Annotated in this window: 20 protein-coding genes; 7 read left to right on the forward strand and 13 right to left on the reverse strand. The window is 70.2% G+C overall.

Annotated features, from left to right (window positions below; translation table 11 throughout):
* The 13 genes from AB3X08_RS11070 to AB3X08_RS11130 form a co-directional block, all read right to left on the reverse strand.
* Positions 1 to 1,512, reverse strand: coding sequence for a B12-binding domain-containing radical SAM protein (locus tag AB3X08_RS11070; RefSeq protein WP_369938276.1), 1,512 nt, complete (start codon positions 1,510 to 1,512; stop codon positions 1 to 3).
* A 23-nt stretch (positions 1,513 to 1,535) separates the two neighbouring features.
* Positions 1,536 to 2,234, reverse strand: a complete 699-nt coding sequence (locus AB3X08_RS11075; protein WP_369938278.1) for a class I SAM-dependent methyltransferase — start codon at positions 2,232 to 2,234, stop codon at positions 1,536 to 1,538.
* Positions 2,231 to 3,460: an amidohydrolase family protein gene (locus AB3X08_RS11080; RefSeq protein WP_369938279.1), complete on the reverse strand. Its 1,230-nt coding sequence runs from the start codon at positions 3,458 to 3,460 to the stop codon at positions 2,231 to 2,233. Before AB3X08_RS11080 ends, AB3X08_RS11075 begins: the two co-directional genes overlap by 4 nt.
* Positions 3,461 to 3,463: 3 nt before the next feature.
* Positions 3,464 to 4,312 (reverse strand): class I SAM-dependent methyltransferase, encoded by an 849-nt coding sequence (locus AB3X08_RS11085; protein WP_369938281.1) that lies wholly within the window; start codon positions 4,310 to 4,312, stop codon positions 3,464 to 3,466.
* Positions 4,313 to 4,450: 138 nt separating this feature from the next.
* Positions 4,451 to 5,308 carry a Wzz/FepE/Etk N-terminal domain-containing protein gene (locus AB3X08_RS11090; protein WP_369938283.1) on the reverse strand — a complete coding sequence of 286 codons (858 nt, stop codon included), beginning with the start codon at positions 5,306 to 5,308 and terminating at the stop codon, positions 4,451 to 4,453.
* Positions 5,305 to 6,492 (reverse strand): hypothetical protein, encoded by a 1,188-nt coding sequence (locus AB3X08_RS11095; RefSeq protein WP_369938284.1) that lies wholly within the window; start codon positions 6,490 to 6,492, stop codon positions 5,305 to 5,307. The genes AB3X08_RS11090 and AB3X08_RS11095 overlap by 4 nt, the downstream gene beginning before the upstream one ends.
* Positions 6,489 to 7,430: a glycosyltransferase family 2 protein gene (locus tag AB3X08_RS11100; protein ID WP_369938285.1), complete on the reverse strand. Its 942-nt coding sequence runs from the start codon at positions 7,428 to 7,430 to the stop codon at positions 6,489 to 6,491. The genes AB3X08_RS11095 and AB3X08_RS11100 overlap by 4 nt, the downstream gene beginning before the upstream one ends.
* The gene (locus AB3X08_RS11105) at positions 7,430 to 8,683 is read right to left on the reverse strand and encodes an O-antigen translocase (RefSeq protein WP_369938287.1); all 1,254 of its coding nucleotides are present in this window, start codon (positions 8,681 to 8,683) and stop codon (positions 7,430 to 7,432) included. The genes AB3X08_RS11100 and AB3X08_RS11105 overlap by 1 nt, the downstream gene beginning before the upstream one ends.
* Positions 8,680 to 9,795 carry a DegT/DnrJ/EryC1/StrS family aminotransferase gene (locus AB3X08_RS11110; protein ID WP_369938288.1) on the reverse strand — a complete coding sequence of 372 codons (1,116 nt, stop codon included), beginning with the start codon at positions 9,793 to 9,795 and terminating at the stop codon, positions 8,680 to 8,682. The genes AB3X08_RS11105 and AB3X08_RS11110 overlap by 4 nt, the downstream gene beginning before the upstream one ends.
* Positions 9,792 to 10,727 carry a GNAT family N-acetyltransferase gene (locus tag AB3X08_RS11115; protein ID WP_369938290.1) on the reverse strand — a complete coding sequence of 312 codons (936 nt, stop codon included), beginning with the start codon at positions 10,725 to 10,727 and terminating at the stop codon, positions 9,792 to 9,794. The genes AB3X08_RS11110 and AB3X08_RS11115 overlap by 4 nt, the downstream gene beginning before the upstream one ends.
* Positions 10,714 to 11,673 carry a hypothetical protein gene (locus AB3X08_RS11120; RefSeq protein WP_369938291.1) on the reverse strand — a complete coding sequence of 320 codons (960 nt, stop codon included), beginning with the start codon at positions 11,671 to 11,673 and terminating at the stop codon, positions 10,714 to 10,716. Before AB3X08_RS11120 ends, AB3X08_RS11115 begins: the two co-directional genes overlap by 14 nt.
* A gap of 4 nt (positions 11,674 to 11,677) precedes the next feature.
* Positions 11,678 to 12,343 (reverse strand): acetyltransferase, encoded by a 666-nt coding sequence (locus AB3X08_RS11125; protein ID WP_369938293.1) that lies wholly within the window; start codon positions 12,341 to 12,343, stop codon positions 11,678 to 11,680.
* Positions 12,344 to 12,347: 4 nt separating this feature from the next.
* Positions 12,348 to 12,764: a sugar 3,4-ketoisomerase gene (locus AB3X08_RS11130; protein WP_184409911.1), complete on the reverse strand. Its 417-nt coding sequence runs from the start codon at positions 12,762 to 12,764 to the stop codon at positions 12,348 to 12,350.
* A gap of 348 nt (positions 12,765 to 13,112) precedes the next feature.
* On the opposite strand from AB3X08_RS11130, the gene AB3X08_RS11135 reads away from it, so the two are divergent.
* The 7 genes from AB3X08_RS11135 to AB3X08_RS11165 all read left to right on the forward strand — a co-directional run bounded on the left by AB3X08_RS11135 (position 13,113) and on the right by AB3X08_RS11165 (position 19,161).
* Positions 13,113 to 13,622 carry a cytochrome b gene (locus AB3X08_RS11135; protein ID WP_369938516.1) on the forward strand — a complete coding sequence of 170 codons (510 nt, stop codon included), beginning with the start codon at positions 13,113 to 13,115 and terminating at the stop codon, positions 13,620 to 13,622.
* A gap of 78 nt (positions 13,623 to 13,700) precedes the next feature.
* Complete coding sequence (locus AB3X08_RS11140; RefSeq protein WP_369938295.1) at positions 13,701 to 15,062, forward strand: cytochrome C; 1,362 nt, start codon at positions 13,701 to 13,703, stop codon at positions 15,060 to 15,062.
* A 28-nt stretch (positions 15,063 to 15,090) separates the two neighbouring features.
* Positions 15,091 to 15,489, forward strand: a complete 399-nt coding sequence (locus tag AB3X08_RS11145) for a c-type cytochrome (RefSeq protein ID WP_369938296.1) — start codon at positions 15,091 to 15,093, stop codon at positions 15,487 to 15,489.
* Positions 15,490 to 15,772: 283 nt separating this feature from the next.
* On the forward strand, positions 15,773 to 16,534 hold the full coding sequence (locus tag AB3X08_RS11150; protein WP_369938298.1) for a hypothetical protein: 762 nt from the start codon (positions 15,773 to 15,775) through the stop codon (positions 16,532 to 16,534).
* A 64-nt stretch (positions 16,535 to 16,598) separates the two neighbouring features.
* On the forward strand, positions 16,599 to 17,192 hold the full coding sequence (locus tag AB3X08_RS11155) for an RNA polymerase sigma factor (protein WP_369938300.1): 594 nt from the start codon (positions 16,599 to 16,601) through the stop codon (positions 17,190 to 17,192).
* Complete coding sequence (locus AB3X08_RS11160) at positions 17,189 to 17,833, forward strand: zf-HC2 domain-containing protein (RefSeq protein WP_369938301.1); 645 nt, start codon at positions 17,189 to 17,191, stop codon at positions 17,831 to 17,833. The genes AB3X08_RS11155 and AB3X08_RS11160 overlap by 4 nt, the downstream gene beginning before the upstream one ends.
* Positions 17,830 to 19,161, forward strand: a complete 1,332-nt coding sequence (locus tag AB3X08_RS11165; protein WP_369938303.1) for a S8 family serine peptidase — start codon at positions 17,830 to 17,832, stop codon at positions 19,159 to 19,161. The genes AB3X08_RS11160 and AB3X08_RS11165 overlap by 4 nt, the downstream gene beginning before the upstream one ends.
* Positions 19,162 to 19,169 lie beyond the last annotated feature (8 nt).

Raw genomic sequence — 19,169 nt, forward strand, 5'->3', positions numbered from 1 at the left:
CTAGATGCCGGAGACCTGCGGCCGGCGCAGGCGCACCAGCCAATTGGCCAGGTTCAGTTCCCACGGCCGGTCGTAGCGCCGGTAGCGGTAGCGCCACGCCGCCATCGCGCTCAGGCCGCGCTTGGCCCAGCGCGGCGAGCGCAGGTCCTGCGCGGTGGGATAGCGGCAACCCAGCACGGTGACGAAGTCGCGGATGCGCTGGCGCAGCGCGTCGTCCAGCCAGGGCGCGTCGGCGTGACAGGCGTAGTCCACCCATTGCGGCTGGGTCCACTCTTCCGGCGTGCGCGGGAACACCACCGGCGCGCCGTGCAGGTCGCGCAGCGGCATCGATGCGCGCTTGCCGCGGTCCTTCTCGTGGCGGCTGGCCTCCGGCAGCGGCGTGTAGACGTAGACGATGATTTCCGATTGCGGGTTGATCCGCTTGAGCTCGCGGATGAACTCGAAGGTCTGCTCGGTCTCGTGCACGGTGTCCTGCGGAGGCGCGACCATGAACGACAGCTCCGGAATCACGCCGTTGCGCCGGCACAGCTCGGCCACCTGCAGGGTCTGGTCCGGGCGCGTGCCCTTGCGGATTTCCTTGAGCATGGCCCCGCTCGGCGATTCGGCGCCGATATAGGCCATGCGCAACCGGCTCTTGCGCACCAGCGCCCAGGTGCTCTCGGACAGGTTGAGCAGCGCGTCGGCGCGCGCATAGCACCACCACGGCATCTCCAGCTTGGCCATGACCTCCAGCAGCGGGATCATCTCCGCCTCGCGGTCGAAGAAGTTGTGGTCGAAGAACTGGATCGAATCGGCACCCAGTTCCTCTTTCAGGTAGCGCAGCTCGCGCTCCAGCCGCGCCGCGGTGGGCAGCGCGGTGGCGCCGCCGAACATCGCCGCCACGCCGCAGAAAGTGCAGCGGAAACGGCAGCCCAGCGCGGCCTGGTGCGAGGCGGTACGGCGGCCGAGGAAGCTGCGGCCCAGGTATTGGCGCGGGTCGCCGAGCTTTGCGTACGGCAGCGCCGGCGCCGCCTCGCCGCGGCTGAAGCCGCGATTGCGGTTGTGCACGATCGCGCCGTCCTGCTTCCACGACAGGCCGTCGATCTGCGCCAGGCCGGGACCTTCGCCGCGCAACGCCGCGACCAGTTCCGGCAGCGTGTCCTCGCCCTGCGCGCGGATCGCGTAGTCCACGTACGGCGCGCTCAGCGCGGTGTCGGTGTACAGGGTCGGGAAATAGCCGCCCCAGACGATCGGCATGGCCGGGAAGCGTTCGCGGATCGCGGTGGACAGCGCGATCGACGGCGCGATCTGCGGCCCGCCCATGACGCTGATGCCGACCGCGTCATAGCGCTGCTCTTGCAACGCCTGCAGCGCAGTGTCGATGAAGCCGCGATCGACGTTGCCGTCGATGATGCGGCTGTCGCCGCTGCGGTCCAGCGCCGCGGCCAGATTCAGCAGCGCCAACGGGAAGCGGGCGTTGCCGCGCGAGGTGATGGTCGGATTGACCAGCAGCGTGTTCGGTGTGGAAGGCATGGAAGGAGACCGCAAGGCGAGGCTCACGGCAGGCGCCGCAGCCGGAACACCAGCGCCACCGGGACCTGCAACGCGGCAGGATCGAAGTGCGCGCCGGCGGGAATGTCGGCAGGATCGAGCATCGGTTCGCGCACCGCCTCGATCGCCAGCCCGAGCGCGGCGCAGGCCGCATGCCAGTGGCTGTAGAGATGCTGCGTATGGCGCACCGCATAGCGCTCGCCGTCGGCCTTGAAATCGCGCTTCCAGCCCAGCGCGTGGCCGATCGGGTGCACGTCGCTGCACAGCACGCTGCCGCCCGGGCGGGTGGCGCGGCGCAGTTCCGCCAGTGCCGGCTGCAGCTGCGGCAGATGGCCGACGACCAGGGCGCAGATGCTCAGGTCGGCGGCGGCATCGGCTACCGGCAACGCGTCCAGGCTGCCCTCGCACAGCGTGTAGCGGTTGCCGGCGCCAGCCGCATCCAGTTCGCGCGCGGCGCGGCCGAGCATCTGCGGCGACAGGTCCACGCCGGTGGCGTGAGCGGCGTGGCGCTGCAGCGCATGCAACAGATAGCGTCCGCTGCCGCAGCCGGCATCGAGCACGCGCTGGCCGTGCAGCGCGGACGGCAACAACGCCAGCATGGCGCGCTGTTCGGCCTGCATCACCGGGTTGTGCGCGTGCGCCGGATAGCTCGCCGCCCACAGCGCATACGCGTCGAAGGGCTCCAGGGTCGGCATGGCGCTCATGCGCGGCGTGCCTGCAGCGTGGGCGGCGCGGTCGTGCGCAACGCGTCGCCTTGCAGCTCCAGCCCGGGTTCGAGCGCGAGCAGTGCGGGGTCGGCCAGCTCCGCGGCCAGCAGCTTCGGCGCGCCGTCCAGGGTGACCGGCACCGCCGCCATGCCGGTGGCCTCGAACCAGTCCGCGAAATCGGGATCGGCGATGCGCGGGCGTCCATCGCGCACCACCGCACGCAGCTCGCTGCGCGCCAGCCCGACCAGGCTGTGCGCCGGATCGCCGCCGCGGTCGCCGACGATCAGCAGATCCGCGGCTGCGCCGACCGCGAGATTGCCGCGTCCGGGCAGGCGCAGGATCCGCGCCGCGGCAGTGGTCGCCAGGGCCAGCGCCTGCGCGGCGTCCAGGCCGTGGTCGCTAGCCACCTGCAGTTCCTCGAGCAGGTCGCGCGCGCCGCTCAGCCGCGAATCGCTGCCCAGTGTCAGGCGCCCGCCCGCATACAGCCGGCGTGGATCCAGCGTGCGCCCCAGCAACGCCAGGTTGCTCGACGGGCACCACACCACGGCCGCGCCGCAGGCAAGCACGCGCTCGATATCGGCGCTGCCCAGGCCGACGCCATGAATCAGCACGCTGTTGGCGGCCAGGTAGCCGCGCCGGTCCAGTTCGGCCAGCTCGCCGGCGGCGAGCGCATCGGTGCCTTCGGCCAGGTGGATCATCCACGGGCGGTCGGGGGCGGTCGCGGCGAAGCTCTGCGCCAGCGGCGGGCCGTAGTCGGGGCCGTGCAGGGCGTAACTCCAGCCGAACTCGCGCAGCAACGCGACCGGGAAGTCCGCCGCGTCCAGTTCGGCGTGCCAGGGATCGTGGTGGGCGACGCAGGTGACGCCGGCGAGCAGGTTCTTCAGCGCGCCGTGGCGCAGCCGCAGGGCTTTCGGCAATTGCAGCGCGGCGGCGACGGCAGGGTCGCAGAAATGCGCGGCGAACGCCTCGATCCACGCGTAGCTGCTGGCGAACGGTGCGGTCTGCGGCAGCGGCGGCACCGCGTTGACCTGCAGGTGCTCGTGCGCATTGATCAGCCCCGGAAACACCAGATGCCCGTGCAACGCGATCCGGTACGCGGCGGTGGCCGGCGCAGCGGCGATGCGTGCGCCGCGCAACGCCAGGGAGGCGCGCACCGCGCCGGCCGGCGTGGCCAGGCGTGCGCCGTGCAGGCAGGTCTCGGCGGCAGCGGAAGGCGCGCGCATGGTTCAGCGCTTGCGCATCACGATCAGGAAGTGATCGCCCATGTCGCGCAGCAACGGCCAGCCGCCGATGCGGTCGTCCAGCCGCCCCAGCCGCTCGCCCATACGCGGGTGGCGGCGATAGTGCTCGACCAGATACGGCGGCGGCAGGCACAGGCTGAGCGCGCGATAGGAGTCCAGTTCGAAATGCGCGGAAAAGGCGCGGTAGAACTCGCGCGGCAGGTAGTACCAGGTCCAGATCGTGTGCCCGTTCATGCCCACCGCGGTGACGCCGCGCGCTCCACGCACCGCTGCGCGGCGGAAGCGCCCGCGCAGCGCGTAATGGCCCACTTCCCACGGGCACAGGCGCCCGATCACCGAGAACACCAGGCGCCCGTCGCGGCGCAGCAGGCGCGCGCATTCGGCGGCCACCGCGGGCAGATCCGGTGCGCAGTTGAGCGGGCCGAAATTGGAATACATGCCGTCGAACTCGCCGTCGATGCGCTCCAGTTGCTGGATGCCGACATGCGCCACGCTGAGCCGTCCGTGCAGCGCCGGGTCCTGCGCCCGCTGCCGGGTGCGCTCCACCATCTGCGGCGACCAGTCGGTGGCCAGCACGCGGTAGCCGCGCTGCGCGAACTCGTGGGCGTCCAGGCCGGTGCCGCAGCCCAGGTCGATCAGCCGCGCGCCCACAGGCAACTGCGCGGCCACCGTGTCCCACAGGGTGGTGCGCATGCGCTGGATCAGCTCGTTGTTGCCGCGCGGACCGTCGTAGTCGGCGGCGACGCTATCGAAGGCGCGCTGGGTCTCCAGCAGCCGCGCCGGATCGATCGTCGCCGCGTGCGCAGCGGCGCCGGGCTTGCCATTCGCAGTCACATCCACTCTCCACTCGCCTGCCGTCGTCGTCGGGAATTGCCGTGCCGGCCGCAAGCGCGGATCGCACGGTATGCCAGTGAGTGCGGGTGGCGGGCGGTTTGGTTGAATCGCCGGCAGCGGCGGCGTGCGTGTTCGCGCTTATGCGCCGCTGGCGGCTGGCGCAGGCGGCGGCATGCGTGCGGCCTGTCGGCGTCGCAGCGCGTTGCGCACGATCGCGGCGAACACCCCAAGTCCAACGCCCAGCATCAGCCCCACCGCCAGCACCAGCACCGGATTGGGAAACGCGGGGCGTTCGGGCACATAGGCTGCCCAGGGCGCAGAGGTGTCGTAGGTATAGCGCGCGCCGAGCCGGGCGAGCAGATCGTCGCGCTCGGATTTCAGACTGCGGATGGTCGCGTTCTTCTCCGACAACAGCATGTTGCCGAGCAGCTGCTGCTCGACGCTGCCCTTGCCCTCGGCTTGCTGCTGCAGCAAACGCGCGCGCTCGACCTGGGTCGCGGCCAGTTCGCTGCCGATGTCCTGCAGGCGTTCGCGCGTCTGCTGCATCAGCACGGCTTGGATGCGCCGATGCAGCGCCTGCAGCTGCGCCGTGGTCGCCGTGGCCAGGGCGCGCGCCTGCTGCGCCGAGCCGGCACGCAGGCTCAACTCGATCAGGTTGGCGTAGGGATCCGGGTCCAGTTTCAGACTGCTGCGGTACAGCGCGGCCTCGCGCCCGTTCAACGGCAGGCCCAGGCTCTGCAGCACCTGGTCCTGGAACAGCCGGGTCTTGATCCGCTCGATCACGCGCTGGAACGGTTCCAGCTTGGGGTCGCGCCCGGCCGGGGTCGGGCCGAATTCGCCGACCTGCACCCATGCGGTGGCCTGCCACTGCCGGGTGGCGACCTGCAGAAAGGCGAACGCCAGCGCCAGCACGGCGAGCAGCGGCAGCACGCACCAGGTCCACTCGCGCCGCAGGATCCGCCACAGGTCGATCAGGTAGATTTCGTCTTCTTTCATGGCAAGGCATTTCCCGGAGAAAAAGGTGGCGACGGCGCCTGCCCCGCCCTGCCCGGCGCTGCCGCCAGCGCCGCGCGCCGGTTCGGCAACAGCGCGCTGCAGGCGTGCAGGACCAGGCACAACGCGACGAAGCCGGCGTTGGTCCAGATGAAGGCCTGTGGCGCGAACGGCGACATCAGGCAGGCATAGGCGATGCGCAGGAACACCAGCAGGTTGAACAGCGACACGTTGCTGCCGAGCAGGCGTACGCTCCACAGCAGCGCCGCATACAGCGCCAGCATCGCGGCCAATGCGGCGCCGGCGCCGCCGGCCAGCAGGAACGGGAAGAATTCGGTGCCGACGTTGATGTTCGGCGCATCCAGCGGAATGCCGGTGCCGGCGGTGGCGATCGAGCCGCTCAGCGGCACCAGCTGGTTGATCAGGAAACTGGCGTTGACGTAGTCCTTGGCCAGCATCGCGCCGAAGTTGTACGGGCCGGCGCCGATGTACAGCAGCAGCCACTTGATGCCCTGCGGCGCGGCGCGGTACAGCGCGCCGAACGGCAGCGTCACCGAGTCCAGCGAGCCCGAGCGCAGCGTGCCCAGCAGCGAGAACGCCGCGCCGCCTGCCACCAGCAAGGCCATGACCGACTTCCACGGCAACGGCCGCGCCGGATCGCGCCGCAGCAACAGCAGCAGCGCGAAGCTGAACAAGCCGGCAAAGATGCGGTTGCGATCGATCACCAGCACCGGGAACACGAAGCCGGCGACGATCATCGCGTTGCGCAGCGCCTTGTCGCGCACGCACAGCAGCGCGATCGGTGGCAGGATCCAGCACATGTTGGACAGGTGCCGCACGTGCGCGTGCAGCGGGGTCAGGTCGGCGTACGCGGAAGGATTGGTGAACAGCGGAATCGGGAACAACGCCAGATCCAGCACGCAGAACACGCCGACCAGCGCGGCCAGGCACAGCGCGACGAAGGCCTCGCGGGTGCCGGCATAGCGACGCGCGCGAAACGCGGCCAGCGGCGGCAGGCGGATGCCGTGCAGCGCATCCAGCAGCAGCGTCGTTGCCGCCGCGGCGGCGAGCAAGGCAATGCCGGCGGCATAGCCGGGCGGTAGATCGAAGCTGAGCAGGGTCAGCGCGCAACTGAACAGCAACGGCAGGCCGAAATAGCTCGACGGCAGGCGCAGCAGGCGTTTCATGCGCGCTCCGCCAGCGGCGCCGCTGCGGCCGGCCGCATGCGCGCCAGCAGCGACAGCCAGGCGTGAGCCAGCAGGTGCCCGCCCAGCGCGGCTGGCTGGCGCCGCAGGAACGCGATCTTGGCCGCGATGTAATGCGCCTGCGCATGCAGCAACGTGCGGCACGGCGCATCGAACAGCGCCGCGCGGCGCAGCGCCACCTGCCGCGACTCGGTCAGATTGGCCAGGCGGCTGGGCAGGTGCCGGGTCCTGCTGGCATTGGCGCCATGCAGCCGGTACGCGCACACGCCGACGTCGATGAAGCCCAGCGCGTCGCGCGCGACCAGGCGCAGGAAGAAATCCCAGTCCTCGATATGCAGCTCTTCGTCCCAGGCCACGGGCGCCTGCAGGGCGCTGCGCCGGACCAGCGCCACCGCCCCGCTCACCGCCCAGTGCCGGATCACCGCGCGGCGGATGCCGGCATCGCTCAGGTACAGGCGTTTGTCCACGCCGTGCAGGTCGCGCATGCTGCTCTGATGCAGCAGGCGTCCGTCCGCATCGACCACCACCGCATCGCCGATCACCGCGGTCTTGCCCGGCGAGGCGCGCAGATAGGCGACCTGCGCGGCCAGGCCACCCGGCAGCAGGTAGTCGTCGCTGGCGCCCAGGCGCAGGAACTCGCCGCTGGCCATCGCCACCAGATGGTTCAGCGTGGCGGCGATGCCGCGGTTCTCGCGCGGCCAGAAGCGGACCGGGATGCGCTGCCCATGCAGCGCGATCCACTCGGCGATGCGCGCGGCGGTGGCGTCGCTGGAGCCGTCGTCGACGATCACCAGTTCCTTTTTCGGATACGGGTCCTCCAGCACGCTGTCCAGGCAGCGCTGCACGAAGCGTTCGTGGTTGTACGCCGGCACCAGCACCGACACCAGCGGCATGTCGCCGCACAGTCCGCGGTCGTCCATCAGCGCACCCCTCCCAGATAGCGCCGCACCACCACGACGTTGAACGCCAGGTACAGCGCATAGTTGACCGCGAATGCGTAGGCCGCCCCGATCAGGCCCATGCGCGCGGTGAGCAGATAGACCAGCCCCAGATAGCTGGCGGCGAACACGCATTCGGAGAGCACGAACAGCCGCGTCATCGCCTTGGCTAACATCAGGTACGACAGGACGAACGAGGCGATCTTGATCACGTCGCCGACCAGCTGCGGCGCGTACAGCGGCGCGGCGGCGGCGAAATCGGCGGCGAACAGCAGCCGCGTGAGCCAGTCCCGGCACAGATAGATCGCCGCGGCCGATGCGGTCACCGCCGGCAGTACGTAGCGGTAGGCGGTGCGCAATTCCAGCAGCAGCCCGGCGCGGTCGCGCAACGCCGCCAGCTTGGGCAGGTAATAGACGTTGATCGCGGTGGTGAAGAACAGCAGATACGCCTCGGAGACCTTGCTCACCGCCTGCCAGTAGCCGACCTGTTGCCAGCCGAAGCGGACGGCCAGATGATCGCGCACGCCAATGTTGACCAGCAGCGGCAGCAGCGCCGAGGTCAGGGTCATCACCGAGAACGCGGCCAGGCGCCGGGTCATCTCCTTGTCGAAGCGCATGCGCAGCATGTCGCGGCGGAAGTACGGGCTGCGCCACAGCGCCGGCAGGCCGGCGCACAGCCACAGCACCTGCCCGGCGACCAAGGCCAGCAGCGCGCCGTACAGCTGCAGCCAGCGCGACAGCCACAGCACCACCAGCACGCTGAGCACCGAGCCGGCGACCTGGATGAAGGCCAGCCGGCGCACGTCCATGAAACCGTTGACCACGGCCAGGATGTAGTTCACCAGGGCGATGCCGAGCTGGGCCACGGCCAGCACGCAGATCAGGCTCTGGTACTGCGGATCGCCGAGCAGGCGCTGCGCGATCTGGCGGCTGAACAGCAGCGCGACCAGCCCCATCACGCAGGCAGCGCAGCACGCATAGCCAAGCGCCGCGCCCAGCAACCGCGCCAGTTTCTGCGCATCGTCGCGGTACTCGGCCACGTACTTGACGATGCCGGCGCCGATGCCGCCGCCAGCCAGCACCGCCAGCAGCGACATCAAACTGGTGAACTGGCCGAGCCGGGCCACGCCGGCCGGCCCGGCATAGACCGCGACCAGCTTCAGCACCAGCAACGCCGCCAGCAGCTTGGCCGCGGTCGCTGCGCCGCTGTACAGGCCGCTGCGCAGCACGTTCATGCCGCGCCGGCCTCGAACGCCAGGCAGGCGGCGATCACCTGCTCCACCGCGTCCGCATCCAGCATCGGCCCGATCGGCAGGCTCAACACCTCGCGGTGCAGCTGCTCGCACAGCGGCAGGCTGAGTCCGCTCAATGCGGCATAGGCCGGCTGCCGGTGCGGCGGCAGCGGATAGTGCACCAGGCAGTGGATGCCGCTGGCCAGCAGATGGCGTTGCAGCGCATCGCGCCGGGCGCAGCGGACCACGAACAGATGCCAGGCGTGCGCCGCCTCGTCGGCCACCTGCGGCAACTGCAGTTGCGGATGCACGATGCCGGCGCGATAGCGCCGCGCCACGTCGCGGCGCAGGGCGATGTCGGCATCCAGGTGCTTCAGCTTGACCCGCAGCAGCGCCGCCTGCATTTCGTCCAGGCGCGAGTTCATGCCCTGCACCAGGTGCCGGTACTTGATGTCCGACCCGTAGTTGCGCAGCATCCGGATCCGCGCCGCCAGTTCAGGATCGTCGGTCGTCACCGCGCCGCCATCGCCCAGCGCGCCGAGGTTCTTGCCCGGGAAGAAACTGAAGCCGGCGGCGTCGCCGAAACTGCCGGCGTGGCGCCCGTGCAGGCGCGCGCCATGCGCCTGCGCCGCGTCCTCGATCAACAGCAGGCCATGCTGCCGCGCCAGCGTGCGCAGCGCGACCATGTCCGCCAGCTTGCCGTACAGGTGCACCGCCATGATGGCCCGCGTGCGCGGGCCGATCGCCCGTTCCACGCTGGCCGGATCCAGGTTGAAGCTGACCGGGTCCGGCTCCACCGGCACCGGCAGCAACCGGTTCTCGCTGATCGCCAGGAAGCTGGCGATGAAGGTGTTGCCCGGCACGATCACCTCGTCGCCGTCGCGCAATTTGCCCAGGTCGCGGTAGCCGCGCAGGATCAGGGTCAGCGCGTCCATGCCGTTGCCCACGCCGATCGCATGCCCGCTGCCGCAATAGCCGGCGAACTCGCGCTCGAACGCTTCCAGCTCCTCGCCGAGCACGTACCAGCCCGAGTCGATGACCCGCGCGGCCGCTGCCTTCAGTTCGTCGGCATGGCGGGCATTGAGCGCGCGTAGATCCAGGAACGGCACGCTCATCGCAGGTCCCAGACATAGAAATCGTGGACCACGCCGCGCGCGCCGAAGCGCTCCTTCTGCGTGACCAGGCCGTCGTTGAGCACCCGGCCCTGCTGCTCGGTGGAAATGCCGAGGCTGAAGTAGTCGCGCTGCGCGTAGCGGTTCTCGATCAGGTCGGCCAGTAGCAGGCTCAGCGCGTCCACGCGCCGGCCCTGTTCGGAACAGGCCAGGTATTGCGTGTGCACCACGTGGCCGAAGTCGTACAGCACAGTGCCGGCCAGCAGCGTGGCGCCGTCGCGGACCTCGTACAGCAAGATCTGCTCGGGAAAGCGCTCGCGCAGCAAGCGCAGCTCGTCCAGGCTGTGGGTCGGGGTGGCGCCGTGGCGCTGCAACACCTCGACCAGCAACGCATGCAAAGGCGCGGGATCGTCGCTGCGTTGCACGTGCAAACCGGCCTTGCGCGCCTTGCCGATCGAGCGGCGGCGTTCGGCGGCGAAGGGCGGCCGCCCGCGCAAGGCGATCGCCGAGGACAGGTCGCGGCGTTGCAGCCGCGCACCGAGGCGATGCAGCGCGTAGAGATCCTCCTCCGCCGGCGAGCTGTGGAACAGATGCGGCACGGCCTTGTACACCAGTTCGTGCGCGCCTTCTGCGCGGTAGTGCGCGGCGATCTGCTCGAACACGTCCAACGTCGCCACTGCGCGCAGTCCGTGCACGGACAGCAGCCCGGCATAGCTCAGCCCGGCGTGGCTGACCACGCGCGTGCCTTCGATGTTGGCCGGGAACACCGCCACCGGCGCGCCGCCGCGTTCGACCAGCAGCGAGGCGTCGACGAAGCGCTCGGCGTGGTAGTCCATGTAGCCGCGCCGGTGCAGCAGGTTGCCGTTGCGGGATGCGGCGATCACCGCGTCCCAGGCCGGCGCGTCCGCGGCGCGATACGCCCTAACCGAATACATCGCCGCTCCCCGCGCCCGCATCCTGCGCGAGCGGCGCCACCGCCACGCCGAAGCCGTCGCGGCCCATGTCGTTGCCGTTGTAGAACATCAGCACGCGGTCGCGGTGCCGGATCAGCGCCGGGTAGCACAACGTGCACGCGTCCCAGCCACCGGGCGAAAGCGCCAGGCCGAACACCTCGTCGCAACGTTGCCAGTGGCGGCCGTCGGCGCTGCGCGCGACGCCGGGGAAGTACGCGCCGTCGACGTTGCCACGGGTGAAGTACATCAGATAGCCGCCCTGGCAGCGGTACACGCGCGGGCGGCCGATGCGGTATTCGCTGCCCTGCGGTTGCAGGCACAGCGTGTCCTGGCGCGGGATCGCCTGCAGGTCGTCGGTCTCGGCGTAGCGGATGTGGTAGCGCGGGAACGGGGCGCCGTCGATCTGCTCCCAGTCGTCGCCGACCGCGTACCACAGCCGCCAGCGGCCGTCCTCGTAGCGCGCCGAATGCACCGCGGCGATGGTGCTGCGCCCGGGCGCGCGGTCCAGCAGCGGCGTGTCCTGGCGGCGCTGGAAGGTCTCGCCGCCGTCCTGGGACACCGCCAGCCCGGTGAAGGCGAGGAACTTGGCCTTGGCCACGCGCTGGAAGCCGACATAGAACATGTACAGCCCGTCCGGCGCGGCGACCACGTCGCCGAGGATCATGCCGTTGTCGTCGAAGCAACCATCGCGGCCGATGTCCAGCACCGGCACGGCGCTGACCCGCACCACCCGGGTCGGATCGTCGCCGCGCACGTCGACGTAGCCGATGCGGCTGACCCCGGCGGCGTCGCGAAAGCCGGCGTAGACCCGGATCAGCTCGGCGTCCAGGCGATGCGGCGTCGGCGTCAGCGCCGAATGCCGCATCCAGCCGCCGACGCCATCGCGTGCGGTGGCGAACGCCAGGCCGCGCTTGCTCCAATCGAACATGGCGTCAGAGCGTCACGTCGAAGCTGGACTTGCCGGCCACCGCACGCGCCGGCGCACCGACGTAGACGCGGCCCGGTTCGGTATCGCGGGTGACCAGCGCGCCAGCGCCGATCACGTTGTCCGCGGCGACCTTGACCCCGTCGCTGAAGGTGGCATTGACCCCGACGAAACTGCTCTGGCCGATCTCGCAATAGCCGGAAATCACCGCATGCGAGGCGACGAACACATGGTCGTGGATCAGCGTGCGGTGGCCGATATGGTTGCCGCTCCACAGGATGCAGTTGTCGCCGATGCGGGTGAATGGCTGCACCACATTGCCTTCGAACACGAAGCAGTTCTCGCCCAGTTGCGCGTTGCGCCAGACGAAGGCGCGCGAACTGACGTAGCTGGCCAGGCGATAGCCGCGACGCCTGGCGTCGAGGAAGAAGCGCGTGCGCAGGCGGTTGAGGCCGCTGGCGGGAATCGCCACGAACGCCTCGACCTCGCCAGGCGGATACAGCCGCTCCAGGTCTTCGTACGCCACCACCGGCCGCTCGGCCAGCGTCGGCGCGGCGATGTAGTCGCGCTCGGCACTGAAGGCGAGCACGTCGTAGTCGCTGTCGTGGCTGAAGTACTCGCAGGCGATCTGGGCCAGTTCGCCCGCGCCGATGATGACCAGCGGCTTCGCCATGGCCCTATGCCTCCTGCCTGCGTTCGCCCGCGGCTTCGCGCAGGAACTCGTCGTAGTCGAGGATGTAGTCGGCCGGATCGTAGGCCTGGTCGGCCAGCACCATCAGCACGCAATCGTCGCTGAAGTCGTAGAGATCGCGCCATACCATATTGCCGAGCAGCAGGCCCTGGCACGGGTCGTCGAGCACCACCTGCACCGGACCGCTGCCGTCGTCGAGCAGGAACGACACCGAGCCGTGCAGGGCCACCGCCAGTTGATTCAGATGGCGGTGCGCGTGCTGCCCGCGGTGCACGCCGTGCTTGGTGGCGAACAGGTAATACACGCGCCGGATGTCGAAGGGCACGTCGCGTTGCTGCTCCAGGGCCACGAGCAGACCGCGCTCGTCGCCGTGCGTGCGCAACTGGATTCGTTCGATTGCCATAGTGTGTCCGACACGGACTCCGACGCGGAGTTACCAGGCTGAGTGCCGCCGGTCGTCGCAAAGGTTGCGCCCTGCCATTCGCAGCACCGATGCAGGCCGTTGCCACGCCGACGCAACCTTTCGCCGCGCCCCCGGCACCCATCTGCGACCACCACTGCGCCAGCCCCTTGCGCTGCCAGCGGGGTAGCGCAGCACGACGCCGCGAACGGCAGCGCGCATTCCATCGACACGACCTGGACAGGGCTCGCCACCATGACTTCATCCACGCAGGCCGACGACGGCATCCTTCTCCCCGACGTGGCGGAGCATCCGCCGCGCACCGCCGCGGCTGCAGGCTTGCCGCGGCCGATGGTGCTGCTGCACTGGCTCACCGTGCTGTGCCTGGTGCTGGCGGCGGGCCTGATCCTGCTGCGCGAAGAGGTCGAGGGCCGCGCCGTGCGCCAGTGGCTGCTGGAGGGCCATCGGCATTTCGGCCTGTTCGTGCTCGGCCTGTTCTTCCTGCGCGTGGCGCTGCGCCTACGCCTGGGCAAACGCCAGGACCCGGACGCCACTTCGCCGCTGCTGCGCGCGCTTGCCGGGCTCACCCACGTGATCATGTACGCGCTGCTGCTGACCCTGCCGGTGCTGGGCTGGGCGCTGAGCCAGTCGATGGGCAAGCCGGTGCATCTGTTCGCCGCCACGCTGCCGGAGCTGGTCGCCCCCGATCCGGAGCTGGCCGACACGCTCGGCGCCTGGCACGTGTATGCCGCCTGGGCGCTGCTCGGCCTGATTCTGCTGCATATCGGTGCCGCGCTGTGGCACCACTTCGTGCGCCGCGACGACACCCTGCGGCGAATGCTGCGCTTCCGCCGCGGCTGAGACGCGCCTGCACCCCTCCCCCGTCCGCCGCCCTTCCCTCGTCCGCGCACCGCACCGACCCGCTCAAGGACCCATCCCATGCAGACCGCCCAGTCGCTCTCTTCCTTCTTCCGTCCCGGCCCGCTGCGTGGCGCCGAGCAGGTCCTGCTGTGGACCACGCTCGGCTCGCTGTTGCTGCTGGTCAGCCCGCGCGCCGCGGCGGTGCCGGCGTTCGCGCGGCAGACCGGCTCCTCCTGCGCGGACTGCCACATCGGCGCCTACGGCCCGGCACTGACCCCGTACGGCATGCGCTTCAAGCTCAACGGCTATACCGACAGCGACGGCAACGGCACCAAGATTCCGGCCTCGGCGCAGCTCACCGGCACCCGCAGCGTGCCGGTGCGCGGCAAGACCAACAACCAGCTCAGCGAGGGCGATCTGTACCTGGCCGGACGGGTCAGCGACAACGTCGGCGGCTACATCAAGGTGTCCAGCACCAACAACGGCAAGGACAAGTTCACCACCAAGCTGGACAACGTGGACCTGCGCTTCGTTGCCAAGACCTTCAAGCTCGGCGGCAAGGACGCGCTGCTCGGGGTCAGCGTCAACAACAACCCTGGCAGCCAGGACCCGATCGGCGTGCTGCCCAATGCCTCCGGCCTGGGACCGGCCTCGGCCTATGCCGGTTCCACCACTCTGCTCAACCAATCCTCGCTGTCCAACCGGGTGATTGGCACCAGCCTCTACGGCGTGTACGACCGCAACTGGTACGGCGAGATCGGCACCTACAACGCATTGCCGGTCTCCACCCAGGACGACCTCGGCTACGCGGTCGGCGGCGACCCGGGCAAGCTCAGCGACACCGGCTATCTGCGCCTGAGCTACATGAAGGACATGAAGAAGCAATTCTTCTCCGCCGGCGTGGTCGCCCTGACTACCCATCGCCAGCTGCCGCGCAGCACCGGTCCGCGCGACGACTTCACCGACCTGGGCTACGACCTGAACTACCAGTTCCTCGGCACCCGCGAGCACATCCTCAAGCTCGGCTATCTCAACATCTACGAGCGCCGCCGCTATGGCAGCGCGGCGATCGACCCGGACGACCCGAGCGTGGCCGGGCTGCGCCGCGGCAGCATCCGCGACCAGTCGATCAACGTCAGCTACACCTACCGGCAGACCTACGGCCTGCTGCTGGCGCACTTCATCAACACCGGCTCGGCCGACCCGTTCCGCTACAGCCCGTACGGCACCCCGGACACCACCAGCAACCTGATCAGCGCCTCCTGGGCGCCATTCGGCAAGGACGATTCATTCACCTCGATCGCCAACCTGCGCCTGTCGGCCACCTGGTTCCGTTTCAGCAAGTTCAACGGCACCACCGGCAACGTGTTCGGCGCCCTGCCGGTGACCCGCCCGCACGACCTCAACCAGTTCTCGCTGGCGCTGAGCCTCGCGTTCTGAGCACACCTTCCCCCAAGCACGGATCGTCATGAAACCAGCCAACCCATTTCCCCTGTGGTGCACCCTGATGGCCAGCCTGCTGCCGTTCGGCGTCGCCCTCGCCCCCGCCGCGCAGGCCGGCGGCGGCCTGCCTGGTGCCGGCGTGTTCGCGACCGAATGCGCCGAATGCCATAGCGCGGCGCCGGGCAAGAACAAGAAGGGCCCGACCCTGTTCGGCGTGGTCGGGCGCAGCGCCGGCAGCGTGCCCGACTACCGCTATTCGGATGCGATGAAGAAGACCCAATGGACCTGGAGCGACGACAAGCTGCGCAGCTACCTGGCCCAGCCCGCGTCCAAGGGCATTCCTGGCGCCAACATGAAGTACGACGGGCTCGACGACAGCAAGCAGCTCGAGGACCTCATCGCCTATCTCAATACCCTGCATTGAAGTCGGCCCCCGGCCCCGGCATAGTCGAAACTGAACCCGGCGCCCGACGCCGGGTGGGTGCCGTGTCGCCGCCAGTCCGCAATGCCGATAATGGCGACCGTCCACGTGGCGAGCGCTCCAGCGTTGCCGCTGCCACCCGCCCCGGCGTTCCCTGCGATCCGATCCGCGACCATCGAGCGACCGTGCACAACCGTCCTTCCGCCGCCGGCTCCGTGTTCCCGACCGCTCTGCCCGCGACCGTGCCTCCAACCCGCACGGGCCGCCGGCGCGCGCAGCGCCATGCATGGGCATCCTGACCGGCATGACCGCGGCCGCGGCTGACCTGGCGCAATGTGCCGCGCGCCTGCGCCCGCTGCGCGGCACGCTGGCGCTGGCGGCGGCGCTGGGCCTGCCGGGCACGGCGCTGGCGGCCAATCTGGGCGGCGCGGTCGGGCTCAGTTCGCAATTGGTCGATCGCGGCATCGCGGTGACCGCCGACACCCCGTCGTTGCAGCTGGCCGGCTACTGGCTCCCCGCGCCGGGCTGGTCGCTGGGCGCGTCCGCCAGTACGGCGCTGGACGCGCCGGGCCAGCAATTGCTGACCACGATCGAGCTGTCGCGCAGCTGGACCCTGTCCGACAGCTGGCAGATGCAGGCCACGCTGCTGCGCTACGACTATCCCGGCAACCGCATCAACCGCCTGTTCAACCGCAACGAGGCCAGCATCGGCTGGTCGTACCGGGACCGGCTGAGCATGTCGCTGGCCGTGTTCGAACTGCCCGACAGCTACCGCGGCAGCTGGTACCGCGCCGCCGACCTCACCGTGCACCAGCCGCTGCCGGGGCGGCTGTCGCTGTCGGCCGGGATCGGCATCAGCCAGGCCCCGCCGGCGCTGTACGGGCTGGACTACGCCGACCACTACAGCTACGGCCACGCCGGGCTGATGTGGAACGCCGGCGCCTGGAGCGTGGAGGTCGACCGCGTGTTCAGCGACGCGCGCAGCATCTACGCCAGGCGCGGCAACGGGATCTGGCCGTGGGTGGTCACCGTGTCGCGCGCCTTCTGATCCGCACGCAACCTTTCCGTGCCGAACCGGCACATACCGGTGCCCGTTGCCAAGCCCGCCCTCCATGACCGACACCGATCCACTAGGCGATGCCACCGACCGCATGCTGCTCCGGCGCATGGCCGGCGGCGACCGCGATGCGCTGGCCACCCTGTACCGCAACTACCATGGGCGCCTGTGCCGGTTCCTGTCGCGGCTGACCCGGCGCCCGGACATCATCGAGGAAGCGATCAACGACTGCTTCTGGATCGCCTGGCAGAAGGCCGGCGATTTCCGCGGCGACTCGCAGGTCTCGACCTGGATCATGGGCATCGCCTACCGCTGCGGGCTCAAGGCGATTCGCCACCACAGCGACGAGGCGATCGAGGACGGGGTGAGCGCCGAAGAGCATTTCTCGTCCGCCTCCGCCGCCGACCCGGACGAGGACCGCGAACTGCGCGACTGGCTGGGCAAGGGCCTGGAGCGGCTGTCGGCCGACCAGCGCCTGGTGGTCGAACTGGTCTACGGCCTGGGCCACAAGCTGGAAGAAGTGGCGGCGATCATGCAGTGCCCGGTGGGCACGATCAAGGCGCGGCTGTTCCATGCCCGGGTCAAGCTGCGCAACGTGCTGCCGGGATTGGCCGGCGGCGCTTCCCCTCTGACGGAGAGCATGTCATGAAGACAGGCTTCAACGAGCCGGGCAACGAGTGCTCGCATGCCTGGGAACTAATGCCGTGGGTGCTGCAGGCCAGCGCCACGGAAGAACAACACGAGTGGCTGATCGCGCATCTGGCCAAGTGCAGTTTCTGCAGCGCCGAGTTCGCGCAGCAGAGCCGGCTGCGCATGGCGATGTCGCTGCCCAGCGACGTGCCGGTGGATGCCGAGGCCGGGCTGCAGCGCCTGCTCGGCCGCCTCGACGCGCCCGAGCCGCAGCGCCTGCCACCGCGCGTGCGCTCCAGCTGGACCACGCGGGCGCTGGTCGCCGCGGCGCTGGTGCAGGCGGTCGGGCTGGGCGTGCTCGGGGTCAGGCTGTCCGCCAGCGACCAGGGCCAGGGCGCCGGCTACCGTACCCTCAGCGACACCGCGCAGCCGCTGGCGAGCGACGCGATCCGCGTGGTGCCGGACGCGCGCATGACCCTGGCCGACTGGGACGCCACGCTGCGCAAGCTGCAGCTGCGCGTGGTCGGCGGCCCCAATGGCGCCGGCGCCTACACCGTGGTGCCAATTCAGGCCGGCTCGTCGGCGCAACCGCAGCGCAGCGTGCAGCAGCTGCGTGCGACGCCCGGCATCCGCCTGGCGGAGCCGATTTCCGCACCATGAGCCTGCGTCGCGCCTGCCTGCTCGTCGCCTGCCTCGCCCTCGGCGCCTGCGCCCATGGCGGGCGCAATGCCGCCGATGCGCCGGTGGCCGCCGCTGCGGCGCCGGCGAAGACGCCGACTGTGGACGCTTCGCCGGCCTTGGACAGCCAGCGCCAGATCGTGCTCGCGGTGGCCAACCCGATGGCCGCCCCGGGCCGGCATGCCGGCTCCAACCTGATCGGCTATGCCTCTTCCAAGTACTACGGTGCCGGCACCCAGGCGGCGGCGACGCTGGACGCATTGACCCAACGCTACCGCCTGCGCCAGGTGACCGGCTGGCCGATCAAACCGCTCGGCGTCTACTGCGTGGTGCTGGAGCCGGCGCCGGGCGTGGAACGCGACGCGTTGCTCGCCGAGCTGGCCAAGGACGAACGCGTCACGCTGTCGCAGCCGCTGCAGGAGTTCGCCACCTACGCCGACGCCCCGTCCCCCGCCCAGTCCGCGCAGCCGCTGCGCTACAACGATCCCTACGTGGACATGCAGCGCGGCTTCGTCGCGACCAACGCCGCCACCGCGCAGGTGCTGAGCCAGGGCCAGGGCGTGGGCGTGGCCATCGTCGATACCGGCGTGGACACCGCCCATCCCGACCTGAAGGGCCGGCTGCGCGACGTGCGTGACCTGGTCGGCGCCGATCCCACGGCGTTCAATCGCGACCATCACGGCACCGAAGTGGCCGGGATCATCGCCGCCGGCAGCAACAACCATCTCGGCATCGTCGGCATGGCGCCCAAGGCCGTGCTCGACGTGTACAAGGCCTGCTGGTATCCGCAGCGCGCCGGTGCCGGCGCCGGCTGCAATTCCTTCACCCTGGCCAAGGCGCTGGTCGCGATCGGCGATACGCGCACGCGCATCATCAATCTGAGCCTGGGCGGGCCGGCCGATCCGCTGCTGCGCAAGCTGCTCGAGCAGTTGCTGCAGCAGGGCCGCATCGTGGTCGCGGCGATGCCGCCGGACGGCCGCCTGGACGGCTTTCCCGATGCCACCCCGGGGGTGATCGTGGTGCGCAGCAGCAGCCCCACCCCGCCGCCGCCGGGCGTGCTGAGCGCCCCGGGCGAGGACATCCTCACCACTCAGCCCAACGGCGGCTACGACTTCACCTCCGGTTCGTCGATGGCCACCGCGCACGTCAGCGGCGTGGTCGCGCTGCTGCTGGCGCTGGCGCCGCAACTGGACGCGCGCAGCGTGCACGAGCTGCTGCGCCGGACCAGCCGGCAACGCGACGGCCTGCTGCAGGTGGATGCCGCCGCCGCGGTGCAGGCGTTGCCCCGCACCGCCGCCACGGCGCGCTGAGTCGGCGG

Origin of the sequence: Xanthomonas sp. DAR 34887 (assembly GCF_041245805.1) — a bacterium.
Classification (GTDB): Bacteria; Pseudomonadota; Gammaproteobacteria; order Xanthomonadales; family Xanthomonadaceae; genus Xanthomonas_A; species Xanthomonas_A tesorieronis.

Coding starts and splice junctions, on each gene's coding strand:
- AB3X08_RS11070 (WP_369938276.1), bottom strand. CDS start 1,512: ATGCCTTCCACACCGAACACGCTGCTGGTCAATCCGACCATCACCTCG.
- AB3X08_RS11075 (WP_369938278.1), bottom strand. CDS start 2,234: ATGAGCGCCATGCCGACCCTGGAGCCCTTCGACGCGTATGCGCTGTGG.
- AB3X08_RS11080 (WP_369938279.1), bottom strand. CDS start 3,460: ATGCGCGCGCCTTCCGCTGCCGCCGAGACCTGCCTGCACGGCGCACGC.
- AB3X08_RS11090 (WP_369938283.1), bottom strand. CDS start 5,308: ATGAAAGAAGACGAAATCTACCTGATCGACCTGTGGCGGATCCTGCGG.
- AB3X08_RS11095 (WP_369938284.1), bottom strand. CDS start 6,492: ATGAAACGCCTGCTGCGCCTGCCGTCGAGCTATTTCGGCCTGCCGTTG.
- AB3X08_RS11100 (WP_369938285.1), bottom strand. CDS start 7,430: ATGGACGACCGCGGACTGTGCGGCGACATGCCGCTGGTGTCGGTGCTG.
- AB3X08_RS11105 (WP_369938287.1), bottom strand. CDS start 8,683: ATGAACGTGCTGCGCAGCGGCCTGTACAGCGGCGCAGCGACCGCGGCC.
- AB3X08_RS11110 (WP_369938288.1), bottom strand. CDS start 9,795: ATGAGCGTGCCGTTCCTGGATCTACGCGCGCTCAATGCCCGCCATGCC.
- AB3X08_RS11115 (WP_369938290.1), bottom strand. CDS start 10,727: ATGTATTCGGTTAGGGCGTATCGCGCCGCGGACGCGCCGGCCTGGGAC.
- AB3X08_RS11120 (WP_369938291.1), bottom strand. CDS start 11,673: ATGTTCGATTGGAGCAAGCGCGGCCTGGCGTTCGCCACCGCACGCGAT.
- AB3X08_RS11125 (WP_369938293.1), bottom strand. CDS start 12,343: ATGGCGAAGCCGCTGGTCATCATCGGCGCGGGCGAACTGGCCCAGATC.
- AB3X08_RS11130 (WP_184409911.1), bottom strand. CDS start 12,764: ATGGCAATCGAACGAATCCAGTTGCGCACGCACGGCGACGAGCGCGGT.
- AB3X08_RS11135 (WP_369938516.1), top strand. CDS start 13,113: ATGGTGCTGCTGCACTGGCTCACCGTGCTGTGCCTGGTGCTGGCGGCG.
- AB3X08_RS11140 (WP_369938295.1), top strand. CDS start 13,701: ATGCAGACCGCCCAGTCGCTCTCTTCCTTCTTCCGTCCCGGCCCGCTG.
- AB3X08_RS11145 (WP_369938296.1), top strand. CDS start 15,091: ATGAAACCAGCCAACCCATTTCCCCTGTGGTGCACCCTGATGGCCAGC.
- AB3X08_RS11150 (WP_369938298.1), top strand. CDS start 15,773: ATGGGCATCCTGACCGGCATGACCGCGGCCGCGGCTGACCTGGCGCAA.
- AB3X08_RS11155 (WP_369938300.1), top strand. CDS start 16,599: ATGACCGACACCGATCCACTAGGCGATGCCACCGACCGCATGCTGCTC.
- AB3X08_RS11160 (WP_369938301.1), top strand. CDS start 17,189: ATGAAGACAGGCTTCAACGAGCCGGGCAACGAGTGCTCGCATGCCTGG.
- AB3X08_RS11165 (WP_369938303.1), top strand. CDS start 17,830: ATGAGCCTGCGTCGCGCCTGCCTGCTCGTCGCCTGCCTCGCCCTCGGC.